The sequence below is a fragment of the Bradyrhizobium sp. UFLA05-109 genome (assembly GCF_054185165.1).
In genome coordinates, this window is the sequence record NZ_JBBIAR010000055.1 from 31,656 (window position 1) to 49,903 (window position 18,248).

The 18,248-nt window shown below is 62.2% G+C and carries 16 protein-coding genes; 2 read left to right on the top strand and 14 right to left on the bottom strand.

Annotated features, from left to right (window positions below):
• Positions 1–227: 227 nt before the first annotated feature.
• Genes Q3C01_RS32305 through Q3C01_RS32360 form a run of 12 tightly spaced genes read right to left on the bottom strand, consistent with a single transcriptional unit; the run spans position 228 to position 12,216 of the window.
• Positions 228–461: a DUF2274 domain-containing protein gene (locus Q3C01_RS32305; protein ID WP_458149316.1), complete on the bottom strand. Its 234-nt coding sequence runs from the start codon at positions 459–461 to the stop codon at positions 228–230.
• 3 nt (positions 462–464) lie between these two features.
• Positions 465–1,742, bottom strand: coding sequence for a TraB/TrbI/VirB10 family type IV secretion system protein (locus Q3C01_RS32310; RefSeq protein WP_458149317.1), 1,278 nt, complete (start codon positions 1,740–1,742; stop codon positions 465–467).
• Positions 1,739–2,764, bottom strand: a complete 1,026-nt coding sequence (gene trbG, locus Q3C01_RS32315) for a P-type conjugative transfer protein TrbG (RefSeq protein ID WP_458149318.1) — start codon at positions 2,762–2,764, stop codon at positions 1,739–1,741. Before trbG ends, Q3C01_RS32310 begins: the two co-directional genes overlap by 4 nt.
• Positions 2,761–3,465, bottom strand: coding sequence for a conjugal transfer protein TrbF (gene trbF / locus Q3C01_RS32320; protein WP_458149319.1), 705 nt, complete (start codon positions 3,463–3,465; stop codon positions 2,761–2,763). The genes trbG and trbF overlap by 4 nt, the downstream gene beginning before the upstream one ends.
• Before the next feature lie 3 nt (positions 3,466–3,468).
• Positions 3,469–4,632 carry a P-type conjugative transfer protein TrbL gene (gene trbL, locus Q3C01_RS32325; RefSeq protein ID WP_458149321.1) on the bottom strand — a complete coding sequence of 388 codons (1,164 nt, stop codon included), beginning with the start codon at positions 4,630–4,632 and terminating at the stop codon, positions 3,469–3,471.
• A gap of 11 nt (positions 4,633–4,643) precedes the next feature.
• Complete coding sequence (gene trbJ / locus Q3C01_RS32330; protein WP_458149322.1) at positions 4,644–5,396, bottom strand: P-type conjugative transfer protein TrbJ; 753 nt, start codon at positions 5,394–5,396, stop codon at positions 4,644–4,646.
• A gap of 29 nt (positions 5,397–5,425) precedes the next feature.
• Positions 5,426–8,014 (bottom strand): conjugal transfer protein TrbE, encoded by a 2,589-nt coding sequence (gene trbE, locus Q3C01_RS32335; protein ID WP_458149323.1) that lies wholly within the window; start codon positions 8,012–8,014, stop codon positions 5,426–5,428.
• Positions 8,008–8,265: a VirB3 family type IV secretion system protein gene (locus Q3C01_RS32340; RefSeq protein WP_171711385.1), complete on the bottom strand. Its 258-nt coding sequence runs from the start codon at positions 8,263–8,265 to the stop codon at positions 8,008–8,010. Before Q3C01_RS32340 ends, trbE begins: the two co-directional genes overlap by 7 nt.
• Complete coding sequence (locus Q3C01_RS32345) at positions 8,265–8,633, bottom strand: TrbC/VirB2 family type IV secretion system protein (protein WP_458149324.1); 369 nt, start codon at positions 8,631–8,633, stop codon at positions 8,265–8,267. The genes Q3C01_RS32340 and Q3C01_RS32345 overlap by 1 nt, the downstream gene beginning before the upstream one ends.
• A gap of 18 nt (positions 8,634–8,651) precedes the next feature.
• Complete coding sequence (gene trbB, locus Q3C01_RS32350) at positions 8,652–9,635, bottom strand: P-type conjugative transfer ATPase TrbB (protein WP_458149325.1); 984 nt, start codon at positions 9,633–9,635, stop codon at positions 8,652–8,654.
• The gene (locus Q3C01_RS32355; protein WP_458149326.1) at positions 9,628–10,179 is read right to left on the bottom strand and encodes a CopG family transcriptional regulator; all 552 of its coding nucleotides are present in this window, start codon (positions 10,177–10,179) and stop codon (positions 9,628–9,630) included. The genes trbB and Q3C01_RS32355 overlap by 8 nt, the downstream gene beginning before the upstream one ends.
• A 12-nt stretch (positions 10,180–10,191) precedes the next feature.
• Positions 10,192–12,216, bottom strand: coding sequence for a conjugal transfer protein TraG (locus tag Q3C01_RS32360; protein ID WP_458149327.1), 2,025 nt, complete (start codon positions 12,214–12,216; stop codon positions 10,192–10,194).
• Between the two features lie 424 nt (positions 12,217–12,640).
• Between Q3C01_RS32360 and Q3C01_RS32365 the strand changes: the two genes are divergently transcribed.
• The gene (locus Q3C01_RS32365) at positions 12,641–13,990 is read left to right on the top strand and encodes a GSU2403 family nucleotidyltransferase fold protein (RefSeq protein WP_458149328.1); all 1,350 of its coding nucleotides are present in this window, start codon (positions 12,641–12,643) and stop codon (positions 13,988–13,990) included.
• A gap of 8 nt (positions 13,991–13,998) precedes the next feature.
• Here the strand turns inward: Q3C01_RS32365 and rlxS are convergent, their stop codons facing one another.
• Positions 13,999–15,966 (bottom strand): relaxase/mobilization nuclease RlxS, encoded by a 1,968-nt coding sequence (gene rlxS / locus Q3C01_RS32370; protein WP_458149329.1) that lies wholly within the window; start codon positions 15,964–15,966, stop codon positions 13,999–14,001.
• Positions 15,967–16,503: 537 nt separating this feature from the next.
• Between rlxS and Q3C01_RS32375 the strand changes: the two genes are divergently transcribed.
• Complete coding sequence (locus tag Q3C01_RS32375; protein ID WP_458149330.1) at positions 16,504–16,728, top strand: hypothetical protein; 225 nt, start codon at positions 16,504–16,506, stop codon at positions 16,726–16,728.
• 192 nt (positions 16,729–16,920) lie between these two features.
• Here the strand turns inward: Q3C01_RS32375 and Q3C01_RS32380 are convergent, their stop codons facing one another.
• Entirely contained in the window at positions 16,921–17,868 is a 948-nt protein-coding gene (locus Q3C01_RS32380) for a class I SAM-dependent methyltransferase (RefSeq protein ID WP_458149331.1), read from the bottom strand.
• Positions 17,869–18,248: the final 380 nt, after the last annotated feature.

Sequence of the window (18,248 nt, forward strand, 5' to 3'; positions counted from 1 at the left end):
GAAATAGTGTCTCAAGTCTTCGGGTCATCCGGATTGGCTTTGGAGGGTCCCCGCTCGATCATCTCAATCGATCGGCTGGTTTCACAGACCGTCGATAGGGATAGTCTGCGTCTAGAGGAACTACCGGCAAGCGAACTAAAAGGGCTCTTGAGATCGCTTGAGGCATCCATTGAACATGTAAGGACTGCACTCACTCAGAGGACATAGCTCCGCCTATGGGCCTCCTATCAATCACCAGATGATGATTTCGCACCATCGGCCTTCTTCTTTTCTTTCTTGAAGGCTACGTCCCCCTCGAGGAATGCCTCGAGCATGAACGGTATCAGCTCAGCTACTTCTTCCTTGCTGCCGTAGGTCTCTGCATAAAAATCAGCATATTCTCGCAGCCGCTGGGCAAGTCCCGGCGTGAATACAACGCCCATCTTCACCGGCGTTCGATCCGGCAACCGCGCAAGCTTCATCCCTCACCTGCCCTTCGCTACCGTCTGAACGTCCTGGTACGGCTTCAGAACCAAGTCTTTCGAAACGATCACCCGTAGCGGCCAGCCCGGCCGCACCGTGATCGTCGGCTGCACGTCGAGCTCGCGCTCCACCAGACGCTGCCCCGCACGGTTGGTCGTTTGCTGCGTGCTCTCCCGCAACGCTTTCACGAGATCGCTCTCGTCGTTGCCGATCGATAGCTGTGTCCCCACCCCGATCAGGGTCGCCAAGGCGACGCCCTTGAGCAACTGCCAGGTATGGAAATCCACCTGGTCCTCGAGCCCGGCATAGCCTGCAACATCTGTAGCCGGAAGGTTCTCGATCACGATCGAATTGCCGTTCGGCAGGATAAGTCGCGTCCAGACTACAAGCGCCCGCTTCTGGCCAAACGCGACGACGCTATCGTATTTGCCCATGAGCCGGGTCCCCTGCGGGATCAGGAGATGCTCACCCGTAACCGTATCGTAGACGTTCTCGGTGACCTGGCCGATGGTCGCCCCGGGCAAGTCCGAATTCAGTCCCGTGACGAGGCTCGCAGGGATGATCGATCCTGCCATCACTGAATAAGTGGATGGCGCGGGTTTAAGCGCGTGGGGATTGGTGGTTTCCGTGTCGGCCTTCGCGCCCGCGAACGCGAGCTTTCGCGCCTGCGACGAGGGAATGATTTCGCTGGAGCGGTCGATCATTGCCTGCGCCGTCTTTGCAAGCTCCGCAGCAGACGGTCCCGTGTCGGGCGTTGAAGGCCGGAACGCGGATGACGAAGCGGCCGGCACTTCGGCCGTAGCTGCCTGCTTGCGCTTGTCCTGTTTCTCCGACAGGCGGACGAACAAGCCCGACTCCTTTGCCTGCTGAGCGACCCGGGTCTGGCGTATCCGCTCGGCCCGTTCGGCATCTTCCTCCGGATTGGTCCGAAAACCCGTGTCCGAAGCCACGCCGGCCTTCTTCTCGTTTTCGGCAAAGGCCCGGCCGATGTCCCCAGGCGACGGCGGTCCGAGCCGCGGCGTCGATGGCGGCAATTCCTCATAGGACTTTGGCAGCTTGCTCAAGCCCTCGGCCGTCTGCTTGCGGTCGGTATTGTAAAGCTCTGTCCGCTCAGACTGCTTGAAGGAGTGCGGTCGGAGGGCAACGAGTATTGCTCCGCCAACAAACAGCGCCGCGACGGCGCAGCCGATCATGAGAGCGCGCCTATTGAGGCGTCGAACGGGCCGCGGACGTGCGCGCAGCTCCAGCGGCTCCGGATCCTGATCCAATCCTGTCCTCATGAGGCGCTCCCGGTGCTGAAGACCTGCGACACCGGTCGCGCGTCGATACGAATGATCCGGACGATTCGCTGCGGATCTTCGCCAAGGCGAAGCTCGGCGGCACCGAACATTCGATCGACGATGTAGTAGGAACCGCGGACCCGGTAGTTGACGAGGTTCGGCCGACCATCAGCTCCGGCGACGAACAAGGGCGGCGCCTCCCCTTGCGACAGGCCGGACGGCATCTGGATATAGACTTTGCGCCCGTCGTCGAAGGCCCGGAGCGGCCGCCACGGCGGATCGTCGCCTTCAATGCGATATCGGAAGTTCAGGCTGTCGAGCCGCACACCGCGATCAACGACCCGCTCCTCGCCTTCCTGAGCCGCAACGTTCTGCTTGTGGAGGGCGACCAGCGTATCGGTCGGATAGGTCCAAGAGATGGACGCCATATAAGTCTGCTTGGTCGAGACGAGCTCGAGGTGATAGGCCCGCCGATCGGTCAAGACCACGAGGTTGGTCTGAATATCCGGTAGCGTCGGCTTGACCAGGATGTGTACCCGCCGGGAGCTTCCCTGCCCGCTCGAGGTATCGCCGACCACCCAGCGAACCGTATCGCCCGTGGATACGTCGATCAGCTCCTCGCCCGGTTGAAGCGCGATGGTCGAGACCTTTTCTGGACTGGCATAGAGCCGGTAGAGCGCGCCCTCCGTCCAGGGATACACTTGGATGGCGTTGATATATCCGGCGCGCGTGGGCTCCATGCGCGCCGCCTTGTTCGCCTTCGCGATCGCCTGCTCCGGCGGCAGTTTTTCTTCCTTAGCCCCCTTCGCCGGAAGGGGCTTCAACTGGCCCGGCAACGGAAGGATCTTGGGGGTTTCAACGATTTGTACCGGGGCTGGCGGATCGGCCTCAGGAAGCCCCTTCTCAAAAACCATCTCATCATAGGGCGCTTCGAGATTGAGCTTGGTGGCGCATCCGGCAAGCCCAAGCGACATGGCAAGCACACTGGCTGACGCGAGCTTGGTGAGGGCGGTAGAATTCATTTGGTGTCTCCAATGAGGTCGCGCGACCAGTTGAGCGAATGGACGTAGAGGCCGAGAGGGTTCTTACGCAGCGTTTCGGCATCCGCGGGTGGCTTGAGGACGGTCGTGACGAGACCCGTGAAGCGCTCGGTCTTTGCGATTGCGCCGTTCTCGTAGGTGTTCTCTTTCCAACGGATCTCGAAGCTGTCGCCGGACGCGCGGACCACGGACGTGACTTCGGCAGTCACGGTCTTGGAGCCGATCTTTGTGAACGGATCGGCTTCACGCGCGTAGTCGTTCAAGGCTTGCGCGCCGCGGTCGGTAACGAAGTCGTAGGCACGCAGCCAGTTCGCCCGGACGATGACCGGATCGATCGACAGCGAGCGAACGTTCTCGATGAACCGCGCAAGAAAATGTGCGATTTGCGCGTCTGACGGCTGGTAGGCTTCAAGCGCCGGCCCGACTGCTCGGACTTCGCCGAGCCGGTCGACCTCGACCACAAAGGGGACGACGCCTGACCGGCCGATCTGGGTAAAGATCGTCAATCCAAGGACACTCGACAGGCCGATGGCTGCCAGCGCTGCGAGCCGCCAGTTGCTGGCCTGCACACGGGCGGCCCCTAGCCGCTCGTCCCAGACCTGAGCTGCCTTCTGATAGGGTGTGACCGGCTCTGGCGTCTCGCCATAGCGAACGGACACGCGCTGAAAGGGGTGACCTACCATATCCTATTCCTCCCCCAGTTTGGGACCCGAAGAATGCCCGCCTTTGTCACCCTCCTTCAGGGTGTGAGCAGCGACTTGTGCCGCTTCCCTTGCGTGTCCCCGTCCCGACGGCGCCGCCGCACGCCCGGCGCCCGACGCAGCCGCTCCGTTCGTTGCACCGCCAATGCTCGCGCTTGAGAGCTGATCCACGGTTGAGGCCCGGGTTGATGCGCCGGCAGCCGAAGACGCCCCGGTGAGCGATGCTGCTGAGCGAACCGCCGTCATTGAACCGCCCGCCGCAACGCGTAAGCCTCCCGCGGCCGCCGCGCCGCCGCCGATCGCGATAGCTGCTGCGCCCGCCACCGTTCCCGCGGCTGCACCGGCGCCAAGCTGCGGCGCGCCTGAGACCAATCCCGCCGCGATCCCCGGGCCGAAGATGCCAAGGCCAAACAGCGAAAGGGCCGCAAGCAGCAAGCTCATGGCCGAAACGATATCGACCGGCCGCGTCAACGTGCTCGCGAGTTGACCGAAGATGGTCGAGCCGATTCCGATGATGATCGAGAGAACCATCACCTTCACCCCCGAGGCGACCACGTTGCCGAGCGTCTTTTCCGCCAGGAATGCGGTCTTGCCCCACAAGGCGAACGGCACAAGGATGAAGCTTGCGAGCGTCGTCAGCTTGAACTCGATCAGCGTGACGAAGAGCTGCACCGAGAGGACGAAGAAGGCGAGCACGATCAGGATCCAGCAGAACAGCAGGATCAGGATCGTCGGCAGGTTGGTCAGGACATCAAAGCCTGAGAATTGGCCTGTCTCCTCAAGAAGAGGATGAGCGGCAGTAAACCCGGCGGAGGCGACAAAGCCTGGCCGAGCCAGGTCGGCGGCACTCAGCGCTCCGCCCGATGCCTTCAGACCGATGCTCGAGAACGACGCAAATACAATATCTGCGAGGCTCTTGAAGTTACCGATGATGAACGCAAAGGCGCCGACATAGAGCACCTTCTTGGCGAGCGTGACGAGGATGTGGTCGTCGGCGCGCATACTCCAGGCAAGTCCGGCAAGCGTCAGGTCGATGCCGATCAGGGTGGAGCTCAGGAAGGAGACATCGCCCGACAGCAGACCAAATCCAGAGTCGATGTAGCGCGAGAACGTCTCGGTGAAGCGGTCAATGACGGAGAGATCAGCCATGGCGCCCTCACCTACTTGCCGCTGGTGTAGGCATGGCCATCGCCGATGAAGCGCGTAAAGCGCTCCTTCGCGGCGGCCGACGACGCTTGCTGTTCGGCCGCACGCAACGTGTCCGCGCGCGCTTGGGTCGCCAGAAGTGCCTGGGTCTGCAATGACTGCTTGATCTGGAGACCGAGCAGCTCGTTGCCGGACTGTTGGGCCTGCAGCGAGCCGACCGCAGCGGACGAATTTGCCATCAGCGTTCGAAGCGTCTGGCCGTCCTGATCCAAGCCGCTGACAATGGCCGATTGAACTGTGAGCGACTGTTTCAGTCCGTCATAGCTATTGTCCCAACGCGACGTCGCATCCTGCACCATCTTGTCCGACGATACGGCTGCCGCGTACTGGCGAGGATAAAAGCGCTCAAAATCTTGCTGGGTCTTCTGAACATCGAATGAGATGTTCTTCGCCTGACCGATCAGACTGTTCATCTGATTGATCGTCGATGTGAGCTGACCGACGACGCTTGTGGGCAGGCTCGTAAGGTTCTTGGCCTGATTGAGCAGCGACTGCGCCTGGTTTTGCAGGCTCCTGACCTGATTATTGATTTGCTCGAGCGTGCGAGCAGCCGTCAGAAGATTCTGGCTGTAGTTCGATGGATCGAAGACGACGACTTGCGCTCCGAGCCGTCGAGATCCATTCAGAGCAATGACGAGAGAGAGTGCTACAATTGCGGTCGCCTTTAGCGTCTGGCGTGCGACAGGCGTGCCGAAGATCTTCAGCATGGATAGCTCCTTAAACGCTGGGATTGGGGTCAGGCTTTCTGCGCCTGTTCGAAGGTGCTGATCAGGTTGGCGGCCCAGTGCAGGTCTCGCTCAGTGAGATAGCGCTTGGCAAAGTGATGGGGACCGGAGCGAGACAGAATTGCATCGATGGTCCGTTGATCCTCAGGCGAGGACGCTGCGACGAGCGCAAGCGCCACTGGACCGAGCCCTAGCTCGAACAGACGGTTACCGGCGCGGGACTGCAGGTAGTAGTCGCGCTTGGGGAATGCTTCGGCGATCAGGCGAACTTGCGTGTCGTTCAAGCCGAACCGGCGATAAGTCTCGGTCTGGGTCGGCTCCAGCGCACGGGGATTCGGGAGGAATATCCGGCTTGGACAGGATTCGATGATCGCAGGAGCGATCTGGCTGTCAGCGATATCTGCGAGTGACTGGGTCGCGAAGATGACAGCGACATTCTTCTTCCGCAGCGTCTTCAGCCATTCGCGAATCCGGCTCGCGAACAGCGGGTCATCCAGAAACACCCAGGCTTCATCCAGCACCAGCAAGGTTGGCCGCCCGTCGAAGCGGTTTTCAAGGGTGTGGAAGAGATAGGTCAGCACCGGCGCCACCAGGCCTGGCAACGCCATCAGTTCTTCCATCTCGAAGGTCAGCACGTCCGCACCGGAAAGACGGTCGGCGTCTGCGTCCAGGAAGCGGCCGTACGGTCCTTCCAGTGTGTAGGGCTGCAATGCCTGTCGCAGGGCGTCGCGGGCAAGCAGCGCCACGAGCCCGGTCATCGTCCGCTGCGAGACGGGCGCAGACCCGAGGCTCCTGAGCGCCGACCAGAGCGTCTCCTTGACGTCGGGTGTCACGGTCACGCGCTCATGGGCGAGCACACCGCAGAGCCAGTCCAGCGCCCACAGTCTCGCCCCCTCCTCCGCCACATCCTTGAGCGGCTGAAAGGCGATACCGCCCTTGGCACCTAGCTCATACCAGGAGCCCGACAACGCGAGCGTGGTGACCCGTGCCGACCGGCCCTTGTCAAACGTGATCAATTGGGCGTTTGGGTAGCGGCGGAATTGAAGCGCGAGCATTGACAGCAGGACCGACTTGCCCGCTCCCGTAGGACCGACAATGATTGTATGCCCGACGTCGCCGGCGTGGAGCGACAGCCGGAACGGAGTCGCTCCCTTGGTCTTGGCGACTAGAAGCGGCGGGCCATCAAGGTGCTCGCACCGCTCCGGTCCAGCCCATACCGCCGACAACGGGCACATATGGGCGAGGTTCAGCGTGTGAACGATCGGCTGGCGAATGTTGGCATAGGCTTGGCCCGGCAGACCGCCGAGCCAGGCTTCTACAGCGTTGACGCTCTCGCGGATGGCTGTGAAGCCACGGCTATTGATCACCCGCTCGACGGCGCGGATCTTCTCGTCCGCTTGATGCGAGTCCTCGTCGCTGACGGTGACAGTCGTGGTGATATAGCCGAAGGCAACCAGATCGTCGCCAAGCTCGGAGAGCGCCGCGTCGGCGTCGAGAGCCTTGTTGCTGGCGTCAGTGTCGAGCAGCGCCGCCTGCTCGTTGAACATGACCTCTTTGAGGATCGCTGCAAGCGACTTCCGCTTGGCAAACCACTGCCGCCGGTAACGCGACAGCGTCGCGTTTGCCTGCGTGCGATCCAGCGGAATGAACCGGGTCGCCCAGCGGTAGGCGACGCCAAGCCGGTTCAGTTCGTCAAGCAAGCCGGGAAAGGTGACGTGCGGAAACCCAAGGACGGTCAACGCGCGCAGATGGCTCCGCCCGATCGCCGGTGACAATCCCCCGGTCAACGGCTCGTCGCTCAGGAAACAATCGAGATAGGCCGGAATCTTGGGAACGCTGACGGGATGACGCTTGGTCGAGACGCAGCTATGGAGATAGGTCAATGTCTCCGCATCGTTGAGAGGCCAGATCTCCGGTAGAACCGACGAAAGCAAATCGATCGCCCGGTCGGTTTCCTGGATGAACCTTTGGAGATGATCGCGATACCCCGGCTCGTCGCTGCCAAATCTTCGTTGGGTCTTAGTCTCGCTCTCACGAACGTCGCCCTGTGCTGCATTCTCGCTTCGATCAGCATCGGCGGTCGATTGATCCCGACGAATGCGCCGACCTCTTCTGGTCGCGCGATCCTTCTCCGTCGGACGTTCGAGGAACAAGCCCTCGAGGCGCGAGATCCGCTCGGCCGGCGGCAAGTACATCAGTGTCAGATGCAGCACACTCTCGAAATGCTGCCCGCCAGGGCGTGACGGATCCTCCCATGCCACCCCAGCGGCGCCTTCAAAAGCGGCCCTCCGCTCTTCATCCACGAGCCAGGACACCGCATCGGGGAATTCCGATCTCGGATATTCGGATGCTGGGATGCGCGTGGCGTCAAAGAAGAGAGCCCAGCCTGAGCCGAAGCGCTTCAGAACGTTATTGACGCGGGAGGTGACGCTCATCAGCTCGGCCTCGGTCGCACTGTCGAGGTCCGGTCCGCGGTAGCGTATCGTCCGCTGGAAGCTGCCATCCTTGTTCAGGATGACGCCCGGGGCGACCAGACATGCCCATGGCAACCAATCGGCCAGCCGATAGGCGTTGCCGCGGAATTCTCTCAGGTTCAGCATGCGAGCCGGCCCTTGTGTTTGGTGTGACGGATGGCGACTTCGACGAAGGCCGGGTCGCGTTTGGCGAGCCACACGGCGGCGCTGTGTCCGATGACCCAAAGCACGAGGCCTGCGAGCCAAAGGCGCAGGCCGAGCGCCAGCACGGCCGAGAGGGTCCCGATCAGGATGGCGGCGGCACGCGGGGCGCCGCCGATCAGGATGGGTTCTGTCAACGAGCGGTGGAGCACGAGTTCAAAACCATCGGGGCGCATCAGATCAGCGCTCCGCCACCGAACGAGAAGAACGAAAGGAAGAAGGAACTCGCAGCGAAGGCGATCGAGAGGCCAAATACGACCTGGACCATCTTGCGGAATCCACCGGAAGTGTCGCCGAAGGCCAGCGATATGCCGGTGACCGTGATGATGATGACGGCAACGATCTTGGCGACGGGCCCCTGCACGGATTCCAGGACACGTTCGAGCGGTGCTTCCCACGGCATGCCCGAACCCGCGGCGTGTGCCGCCGTGACGCTGAGGAGCACGCAAGCCGAGGCCACGCTGAGCTCGACCCAAGGCAATCCGCCGATCGAACGGAAGCCGCGAAGGCGCGAACGCACGTTTAGACGCAGTCGAATGGACATATTACAGTCTCCTTCAGGTCAGGGGTGATGGGACGTGTTTGGAAGTCCAGGCGGGGTCTCGAGCAGGTAGTCCCCTGACGGATCGAGGCCTTTGAGCTCGGCGACAGTCTCGATGCGCCGGGCCGGCCCTCGCCCCTTGATGAAGACGATCAGGTCGATCGCTTCGGCAATGAGCCGACGCGGCACGGTTGCGACCGCTTCCTGAATGAGCTGCTCGATCCGATAGAGCGCCGCTCGTGCCGAGTTGGCGTGAACTGTGGCAATTCCGCCGGGATGACCTGTATTCCACGCCTTCAGCATGTCGAGGGCTTCAGCACCTCTGACCTCTCCGACGACGATGCGGTCGGGCCGCAAGCGCAGTGTAGAGCGGACGAGATCGGCAAGGCTCGCCACGCCCGGCTTGGTCCGGAGCGTCACGGCATCCTTTGCATCGCAACGCAGCTCACGGGTGTCTTCGATGATGACAACCCGCTCTTCGAGGCCAGCGATTTCCGCAAGAAGCGCATTGGCAAGCGTCGTCTTGCCCGACCCGGTGCCGCCGGCGATCAGGATGCTGCGCGCCTCGGTGACTGCGGCGGTCAGCACCTTTGCCATCAATGGCGAGGCAATCTGCGCCTTGACGTAGTCGGACAGGCGGAACGTGGTCGTTGCGGGCTTTCGGATCGCAAAGCATGGCGCGAGCGAAACCGGCGGCAAGACGCCTTCAAAGCGCTCACCCGTTTCGGGGAGTTCTGCCGAGACGATCGGAGACGAACTGCTCGCTTCAGCCCGCACATGGCTGGCAACAAGCCGGATGATCCGCTCTGACTCCTGCGGCGTCAAAACGACGCCGGTATCAGCGCGGCCCGTCCCGTGCCGATCAAGCCAAAGCCTCCCATCGGGATTGACCATGACCTCGACGACATCAGGCTCTTCCAGAGCCAAGGCGATTGCAGGTCCCATCGCGGTCAGCAGCATGCCCCGGCGTCGTTCGCGGGTCTCTGGCGAGAGGAGATCAGACATTGCCGACCTCCTCTCGCCCTGCCGGAGAATGCTCCGGCGGCTCACCCGTCGCGCTCGGCGCGCGGGATCCGGTATCGCTGGGTTGGGCAGCGCCCAGAGGGGCGCCCTCCTCGAGGTTCCGCATGAAGAGGTCCGGCTTCGAGGCGCTGACGCGGTCCATGACGTCAGCGACAAGCCGGCCACCGGAGGCGACGCGTTTGCCGACCTGGGCAACAAACATCTCGAACCGCTCGCGGCCCAGCGCACGTGCTGCGTCCTGATCTTGCGACGGCAGCGGCGGGGTGATGGTCAGGTAGTAGCGGATGAAGAGCGCGATGGTCTCCGCCAGGACGCCGAGGTCGCGGTCGGCTCGTTCCAGTTGCCGGCTCATCCGGTCCAGCCTTCGGATCAGCGCCGCATCGCCGCTGGTGTCACGCTCGGGGTTGAGAAAGCGATCCAGCGCAGCATCGACAATGGCCGATTTGTTGGCTCCGGGGCGCTTCGCTGCGAGCTCTAGCCGCTGCGCCACACTTTCAGAGACATAGGCAGACAGTTTCGGTTTCATCGGAAATGCTCTTCAGAACGAGGGAAGAAGATCGTCGTCGTCGCGGGTGACGGCGTGGGCTCGGCGTACGGTGCTGGATGCGCTTGCTGCCTGCTGCATCTGGCTGCGGTCGGCTGCGACGTCGGACTCGTCGTCGAGCAATCGCTCCTCGAAGACGCGAGGCTCGTTCACAGCGGGGGCGGCTTCGTCGAACAACGCCAATTGCTGCTTGAGGCCGCCTTCCTCGCCGCCCGTCTCAATGAGCTCGCGATATGGCAGGGTCGCGAGGCGAAGGTCGGTGGTGCGCACTTCGCCGCGCCAATCGTCAGTGCGGGCCGGCGGCCGGTCATACGCGTCGTCCGCCAAGGATGGTGGCTTGCGCAGACGGTTGACGAAGTTTGCGTCCTCATAGTGCCGCAGCTTGATCGCCCGGACCGGTGCAAGGCCCGACACCAGCACGATGGCCTGGTCGGGCGGCAGCTGCATCACTTCGCCCGGCGTCAGCAAAGGACGCGCGGTCTCCTGACGACTGACCATGACATGGCCAAGCCAGGGAGCCAGCCGATGACCGGCATAGTTGCGCTGTGCGCGTAGTTCCGTTGCGGTGCCGAGGGCGTCTGAAATCCGCTTGGCGGTGCGCTCGTCATTGGCGGCGAAGGCAATGCGGACGTGACAATTGTCCAGGATCGCGTTGTTCTCGCCATAAGCCTTTGCGATCTGGTTGAGCGACTGTGCGATCAGGTAGGCGCGGATGCCGTAGCCCGCCATGAACGCGAGCGCGCTTTCGAAGAAATCGAGTCGGCCGAGCGCGGGAAACTCATCCAGCATCATCAGGAGCTGGCGATGCTTGGGGTCACCTGCCTTGGTATTCAGCGTCTCGGTCAGCCGACGACCGATCTGGTTGAGGATCAGCCTGATCAGCGGCTTGGTGCGGCTGATGTCCGATGGCGGAACGACGAGATAGAGCGTGACCGGCTTGTCGGCGCTCACGAGGTCGGCGATGCGCCAGTCGCAGCTTTCGGTGTTTCGGCTGACGACGGGATCGCGATAAAGCCCGAGAAAGCTCACTGCGGTCGACAGAACGCCCGAGCGTTCGTTTTCGGACTTATTTAGAAGCTCTCGTGCGGTCGCGGCGACGACGGGGTGCACTTTCGGCTCCGCCTCAGTGCCGAGGTGATTGGTTGCCAGCATGATCCTGAGCGTCTTCTCAAAGGACTGCGCAGGGTCGGCCAGGATCTCGGTGACGCGGGTGAGCGTCTTCTTCTCTTCCGCATAAAGAACATGAAGGATGACACCGACCAGCAGCGAATGGCTGGTCTTTTCCCAATGGGTACGACGTTCGAGCGCGCCTTCGGGATCGACCAGGATGTCGGCGATGTTCTGGACATCGCGGACTTCGGCCGCCCCTTTACGCACCTCAAGCAGCGGATTGTAGCGGGCGCTCCGTGAATCCGTGGGGTTGAACAAGAGGCAATGCGAGAACGTCGAACGCCAACCGGAGGTCAATTCCCAGTTTTCGCCCTTGATGTCGTGCACCACCGCCGACGAGGTCCACGACAGCAATGTCGGCAACACCAGTCCGACGCCCTTGCCCGATCGGGTCGGCGCAAAGCACATGACGTGTTCCGGTCCATCGTGGCGCAGATAGTTGTTCTCGAGGCGCCCCAGGAAAACGCCCTTGGACGCGAACAGGCCGGCCGTCTTGATCTCCTTTGCCGTAGCCCACCGTGCCGAGCCGTAAGTCGTCACGAACTGGCTTTGGCGCGCGCGCCACACCGAGTTGACGATCGCAAACAGCGCGCCTGCGATGCCGCCGGCGGCAGCGATAGCTCCGCCTTCCTCGAATATCTCGGGCGCATAGGCTTCGTACGCGAACCACCACTCGAACAATCGCCAAGGCAGATAGACGCGATAGCCGACGATCAGGAACCAGGGTTCACCGAGGCGCTGCTGATAGCCGAGAGCTGCGGCGGTCCATTGCGTCGCGCCCCAAGTCGACACCACAACGATGCCGAACACGACGGCGATCTGACCGACATAGATTTTCGCTGGAAACATCCGGCTCGCCCCACTCACTCACCCCTCGTGAGCGGCGCGATGAAAGGGGCCAATGCGCGTTGCGTTCAATCGAAATAAAAATCGCTTCCGGGAAGCGAGAGCAATTTCGATCAGGCGTGCGAAGGTGAGAAGGATCTGCATCCAGTCTCGGCGAGGATGATCCAGCGCTTCAACAGAAGGTGAGCTACTGGCTTAAACTGGATGACCCTTGATGCGCTCAGGAGCGTGCGCGACGCAGGTAGCGGAGATCAGCGACTGAACCCGCCAAATGGCCAATTCATGGGCCGGACGCGCCGATTCGGCCTCAAATTCAGGGTTAATATTCGTTATACTCATCTCGCAAAGTGAGTATAAGCAGGCTGGACGCTAGGTTCCGCGCCCATTATACTCAATCCGCGAACTGAGTATAAACGCGGAACCGACTATGCCAGCCCCTTCCCTGGTTGCCCAGACGACCTATGCTGAGCTCTTGGAGCGCTCCGCCAATGCCGCTTTCCAGGAGGCCTTCGCTGACAACGGCTCGTTCACGGCCAAGAGCATCAATGGCCGCAAGTATTGGTACTTCCAGACCGGCACCGGCGCCGAGCGGTCGCAGCGCTATGTCGGGCCGGAGACGCCGGAGCTGGTCGAGCGCATTGCGCACCACCAGGAAGTTCGCGAAGACGAGCGCGAGCGCCGGGCGCTTGTGTCCACCCTCGTCCGCTCGTTCAGCTTTCCTCGCCCCATTCCCGAGATCGGCGACGTCATCGCGGCGCTTGCCAAGGCCGGCGTGTTCCGCCTTCGCGGCGTGCTCGTTGGAACGATCGCCTACCAAACCTATGCTGCCATGCTTGGCGTTCGCCTCTCCGCCGGCTCGCTCCAGACGGGCGACGTCGACATTGCTCAGTTCAAGAATGTCTCGGTGGCGGTCGAGGACTCCACGCCGCCCGTTCTGGAAGTGCTGAAGGAAGTCGACAAAACCTTTCGTCCCGTTCCTCACGTATCTGATGGCCGGCGCGTCACCAGCTATGCGGCCAAGGGCGGCTTGCGCGTCGACTTTCTCACGCCGCATCGGGGCAAGGAGACTGCTCGCCCCCAAAAGCTACCTGCCCTGAACACGGACGCCCAGCCGCTGCGCTTCCTGGATTTCCTGATCCGCGATCCCGAGCCCGCGGTCATCCTGCATGGTGCCGGCGTCTCCGTGCACGTGCCGGCTCCGGCACGCTATGCCGTCCACAAACTCATCATCTCCCGCAGGCGCCCGGAGGGGCTTGCAAAGCGCGACAAGGACCTGCAGCAGTCCGAGGCCTTGCTTGCGGCCCTGGCCGACAAGCGGCCCCAAGAGCTGAAATCGGCCTGGGAGGAAGCTCACGATCGCGGTCCCAAATGGCGCCAGTTGATGCTCGAAGGGCTCGCTTTACTTTCGGCCTCCGTTCGGGACGCGGTGCTCAAGACCATTGGCGCGCCTCGCTCGATCATTCCGGGCCTCGATCTTTCCTTCGACAATCCCCCTGCTCGCTATGACTTCAGCCGCGACGTCGTGACGTTCCAGGGAAAGGAGCTCGGCGGAACGGTCAATTGCGCAGTCAGCCGCGAAGCGCTGGACGACCATTTTGGTGCCGATGGTCTCGGGCAAGAGGGCCGAGTGGAAGCATTCCTCAAGAACCGGTCGAGGATCGAGGAGATCGCTCACGCCAAATATCTCTCCTCGCCGGTCGACGAGCCCGGCGCCGTCCTGGTCAAGACATCCGACGTCGACAGTTTCTCGACGCGACGAGCGCCCAAACGGAAGTGAGTCTCCCCTCACCGTCCAATCCCGCGCTTGATGCCGATCGACCAGGATATGCCCTCTCCGCCGACCTGACCGGTGACCAATTGCCCGCGCGCTCGCTCCAGCACCGGGCGCCACGGCACCAGCACGAACTCGTGCGATCGCTCGATGAGGGCGAACCTCCCGCTGTTCAGCGTCAGCATGCGCCGATAGACGCCGTCGATCTTGTCGCCGGTCTTGGCATCGACATGTGCAAGGCCGGTGCGCGCAGATATATCGGCCGCTGTCCGCGCCAGCTCGCGCGCCTCGAGCGTCTCGAGCATATTCCGCGCGAAGCGCATCTGACCACCCTCCTCTCGCGCCAGCCCCTGCTCGATCAGCCACTGCCGCCTTGCTCGCAACGCGGTGTCGACTTCGGCGCCAAAGCCGGTTGACGCGAGCTCATCGCGCTCCTTCCCAACGAGCTTGCGATCAAGCCAGGTCGCGCCGAGTGCCTGCGGCAAATCTTCAAGCCTTTGCCATGACAGCACCGCGACCCGCACAGGATTGCGCGATTGCTGGAGTTTCTCGTATCGAAGCGCCCGGTCCAGATAATCCCGCCCCACGCTCCAACTGCCATCGGCAAGACGGCTGACCGTCCCTTCGCGCCGCATCGCCTCCAGACGACGGACGTGGGCTCCGACAAATTCGCCCGATGCTTGCGGGTCGAATTCCCGATGCAGACGGTCACTGTAGATGCCGCCATGGCCCGCAGCGATCTCCGCAATCGTCCGATCGATCGCGCGCGGTTCCGCGCCGCGCGACCTGAGCTCCAGAATCGTGTTCCGGGCGGGCGGATCTTCGTTGGCACCGATGGCACCAATCTCGGCATAGTGCGTCCGTCCGTCCACCCCATCGATCACGACATAGCGGCGCTCCGTCAGTTCGTCCGCAAACCCCTCGCCAACGACCCGCCCCACCAGGCGATGAGCGCTTCGTTCCGGATCAAAGATCGTGTAGTCGCCAGCCGCCCGCGAAATCCCTGCCGCGGCCATCTCGCGGTGCATGGTCTTGATGATGTCGCCTCGTTCCCCCATCCGTCTGAGCCGGGGCTCCAACTCGGAGTTGATCTGCCACCGGCCGGGCTCGCTCTCCTCGGCCAAGCCCATGCGCTCCAAGGTTCGCAGCCGCCCGATGCGCGCCGTTTGCCAGGCAGGCTCCCGTCCAGACAGCGCCCCCAATTCAAGAACTCCGCCCGGAGCATCTCGCAGGATGCTCCGGTCGAGCCGCGTCAGCCGCTCGACCGTGACCTCCTGCTGAAGCTTGCGCGCGACCTCGATCTCTGTTTCAGGGCCGAGCTCTCGCGTGATGAGCTCCGCTGCCCGCGACCGAAAGCCATGAGCGATATAGTCGCGTGCGATGACGAGGTCGTTTCCATCGCAATCCTTACCGCGCAGGACGATGTGCGTATGAGGATGGCCGGTGTTGAAATGATCGGCGGCGACCCAGTCGAGCCTGGTTTCGAGGTCCTGCTCCATCTGCCGCATGAGGTCGCGGACGAAGGGTTTCAGGTCGGTGAGCTCCGCGCTGTCCTCCGGCGCGACGATGAACCGGAACTGGTGGCGATCACCGGCGCTGCGTTCCGCAAAAGTCTTGCCATCGGCGTGGTCATCGCCGGCGTCATAAAGCTCCCCTGGCTCGCCCTCGCGTGTGACGCCGTCGCGCTGGACATATCGCAGGTGAGCTCGGACACCACCCGTGTCGCCCGACTTGATCCGCACGATCCGTGCCTTGACCACGACACGACGTTGGCCCGGGCTTCGTCCGCGCTCGGCCAGCACAGTTCCTTGCGCGCGGCCGCGGCCGATGCGGCCGCCAGAAAACGACGAACCGGCGCGCGCACTGGCGCCAGCCTTGGCCGCCTCCTGCCGGACGCGTCGAAGATAGCTCGTCGTTCTCCTGGCTCTGCGGTTGCCGATCCGCCCAAGCTTCACTTCGAATTCGTCGTCGATTTCTCGCATGGCCCTGCATCCGACGTTTGAATGAGCCCGCGATATGTGAAGCCGAGGCGTGTCCGCCAAGACGCAGACGCAATTACGCAGGAAGGCCATTGCGTTGGATCGAACGTGGTGACAGCGACGATCCAGCTAGCGCCAAATCTTGGATGTGCAGACAACGGCTTAGGCGCTCCATAGCGCCAGTGCTTTTATCTTGCCCTCCCGCTTCCCGGCTGGTTCCCAGGGCCCAACTTCCAAGCCAACAGACCTCGGTACTCGCGGCGATTTGCGATAGCGATCGTTACCCGAAGGGCCGAGACACCCGTAGGGTGGCTCGGTGAGGAGCGAAGCGACGAGTAGAGCGCGGGCCGAAGGCATCGCCCGTATGCCATCAGCACGTTATTATCGCACTCCTCAGCGAACGAATCCCGGCGCTTCTACGGACTAAGAATAAGCCGGCCCCTCTCGAAACGCCCAACATTGGACAAGCAGCAGGGGCAACAGTGATCTATTGTAGGGATATGGTCCGGTACTTAACCGCGACGTGATGGAGATATAGAGTTGACGCAGTCTTCCGGAAATGGAGCGGACGCCGAGTTGCTCGCCGAAGCCCTGGCCGCGCTTAGCGAGTTGGTCTCGCGCGCGCAGGAAGCGACCGACGCGTCGTTCGACGACGGCCATTCGGTTGATACATGGAAGAGCGAAGAATTCCGCGCCGCGATAGAGCGTGCCGAAGTAGTGATCGCGAAAGCGAAGGCTCCAAAAGCTGTTGCCGAGGCTAAATAGGAGTTGGTTCGGCCGACGCCTCTTCAGCAAATACCCGGACCGAGAGCGTTAAGCTCTCCAAGAAATCACGGTCGACCTGCGCAACAGCGCGCTGAAATTTGTCGCGTGCCCGGACGTCGGGCGAACGAAACAGGGATGCGGCCCTGTCTCGCTCAGATGGTTGTCATGCAGCCGAATTCGCCTGAGCAACCGCTAGCGCTTGGAGCGCAAAGGCCCAAGTTCAGCAAACAAGTCCGCCTGGATGGGACGCCCGTCAAACCGAATTCCAGCCTTCGCTTTGGCCTCGACCTCGGCAATTATCGCGTCTTGCCGCTCCACTGGCACACCCTTTTCGCTCCACAACGCGCGCAATTCGGCCTCTGGATCGGTTGGCATTTGAGGCTTGTTGCGAGGCATCTCCTCGAAGTTGGCGCAGACGATTTCGACATTGGGCGCGATGCCCTTCCATGCGTCACGATAGTAGGAACAGTCTACCCCGCAGCCCGCTTCGAGCTGAATTCCGGTCTGCTCGGCGAATTTGAGATAGTCTGCGCTTTTGCGTTCGCGGTAGCACTGGACGCCACTATATTGAAACGGCGCAGACGTCTGCGGGATGATGAACGTCCCATAATCCGCCATGTCGGATGCGATATCGATCAGGTGAAACTCAAACGAACGCCCGGTGTAGCGCGGTCCGCCTGCGATCCTGGGAGTGGCGCCGAACGGGGGATTTGCGATCGCGCAACCGAAACGACCCAGGCTTGAGAAGTCCAGATCGAACACGTCAGCACAAATCCATTTGGCCTCCGGCAGCACCTTGCGACCGACTTCGATATAAGAAGGATTGCGCTCGATACAGACGATTTCTTGCTGCGGCTCATCACGGCCACGTGCGTAGTATGCCCTCCAATAGACGTGAAATGCGAGCGCACCGATCCCAGCGCAAAGGTCGACAATCCGGCCGCCGCAAGCATCAATTGCGAAATCTCTGGCAAGCCCGAACGGGGTGAAGAACGCGCCAGCCGATCCGTTGATATGGGTTGCGCCCTCGTGCCAGTTCTCGAGCACAAACACACGCTCATCGTATGTAAGGACGTCTTTCTTAAGCAGTTCAACAGCCGCAGCATGTGCCTTGGCCTCTGGCTTCGTAAGCTTTGCCATCGTGATGTCTCGCTTGTAGGCCCTCGAATGGGCGCTGGATGATCGGCGCGGCGCGCATGGCCTTCCGCCATGCCGCCTGCCCGTCGGCGAGACCGGGGTTTCGGGGGCAAGACCTTGTTTCGGCGCCGGCGTAGCGGCGCGAATCCGATGGTGCGCAACGCGGTTGCACCGAGCCGCGAAGCGCGACGTGCGACCGACTTGCTGCACCTGAGGACGAAAGAAGGTCTTGCAGGGGTGAAGGGGCAGCGCCCCTCAAGTCCCCCCTTTCAAGAGAAAAGCGCCTTTTCGCAGCCAAGGCTGCGTGAGCTGTTGCGAGCTCAAATCGTCTGATCAACAACGCTGTGGTCCGAAGGGGCCGTCCCCGGAGGCTCTGTCAGCCC

Coding starts and splice junctions, on each gene's coding strand:
- Q3C01_RS32305 (WP_458149316.1), bottom strand. CDS start 461: ATGAAGCTTGCGCGGTTGCCGGATCGAACGCCGGTGAAGATGGGCGTT.
- Q3C01_RS32310 (WP_458149317.1), bottom strand. CDS start 1,742: ATGAGGACAGGATTGGATCAGGATCCGGAGCCGCTGGAGCTGCGCGCA.
- trbG (WP_458149318.1), bottom strand. CDS start 2,764: ATGAATTCTACCGCCCTCACCAAGCTCGCGTCAGCCAGTGTGCTTGCC.
- trbF (WP_458149319.1), bottom strand. CDS start 3,465: ATGGTAGGTCACCCCTTTCAGCGCGTGTCCGTTCGCTATGGCGAGACG.
- trbL (WP_458149321.1), bottom strand. CDS start 4,632: ATGGCTGATCTCTCCGTCATTGACCGCTTCACCGAGACGTTCTCGCGC.
- trbJ (WP_458149322.1), bottom strand. CDS start 5,396: ATGCTGAAGATCTTCGGCACGCCTGTCGCACGCCAGACGCTAAAGGCG.
- trbE (WP_458149323.1), bottom strand. CDS start 8,014: ATGCTGAACCTGAGAGAATTCCGCGGCAACGCCTATCGGCTGGCCGAT.
- Q3C01_RS32340 (WP_171711385.1), bottom strand. CDS start 8,265: ATGCGCCCCGATGGTTTTGAACTCGTGCTCCACCGCTCGTTGACAGAA.
- Q3C01_RS32345 (WP_458149324.1), bottom strand. CDS start 8,633: ATGTCCATTCGACTGCGTCTAAACGTGCGTTCGCGCCTTCGCGGCTTC.
- trbB (WP_458149325.1), bottom strand. CDS start 9,635: ATGTCTGATCTCCTCTCGCCAGAGACCCGCGAACGACGCCGGGGCATG.
- Q3C01_RS32355 (WP_458149326.1), bottom strand. CDS start 10,179: ATGAAACCGAAACTGTCTGCCTATGTCTCTGAAAGTGTGGCGCAGCGG.
- Q3C01_RS32360 (WP_458149327.1), bottom strand. CDS start 12,216: ATGTTTCCAGCGAAAATCTATGTCGGTCAGATCGCCGTCGTGTTCGGC.
- Q3C01_RS32365 (WP_458149328.1), top strand. CDS start 12,641: ATGCCAGCCCCTTCCCTGGTTGCCCAGACGACCTATGCTGAGCTCTTG.
- rlxS (WP_458149329.1), bottom strand. CDS start 15,966: ATGCGAGAAATCGACGACGAATTCGAAGTGAAGCTTGGGCGGATCGGC.
- Q3C01_RS32380 (WP_458149331.1), bottom strand. CDS start 17,868: ATGGCAAAGCTTACGAAGCCAGAGGCCAAGGCACATGCTGCGGCTGTT.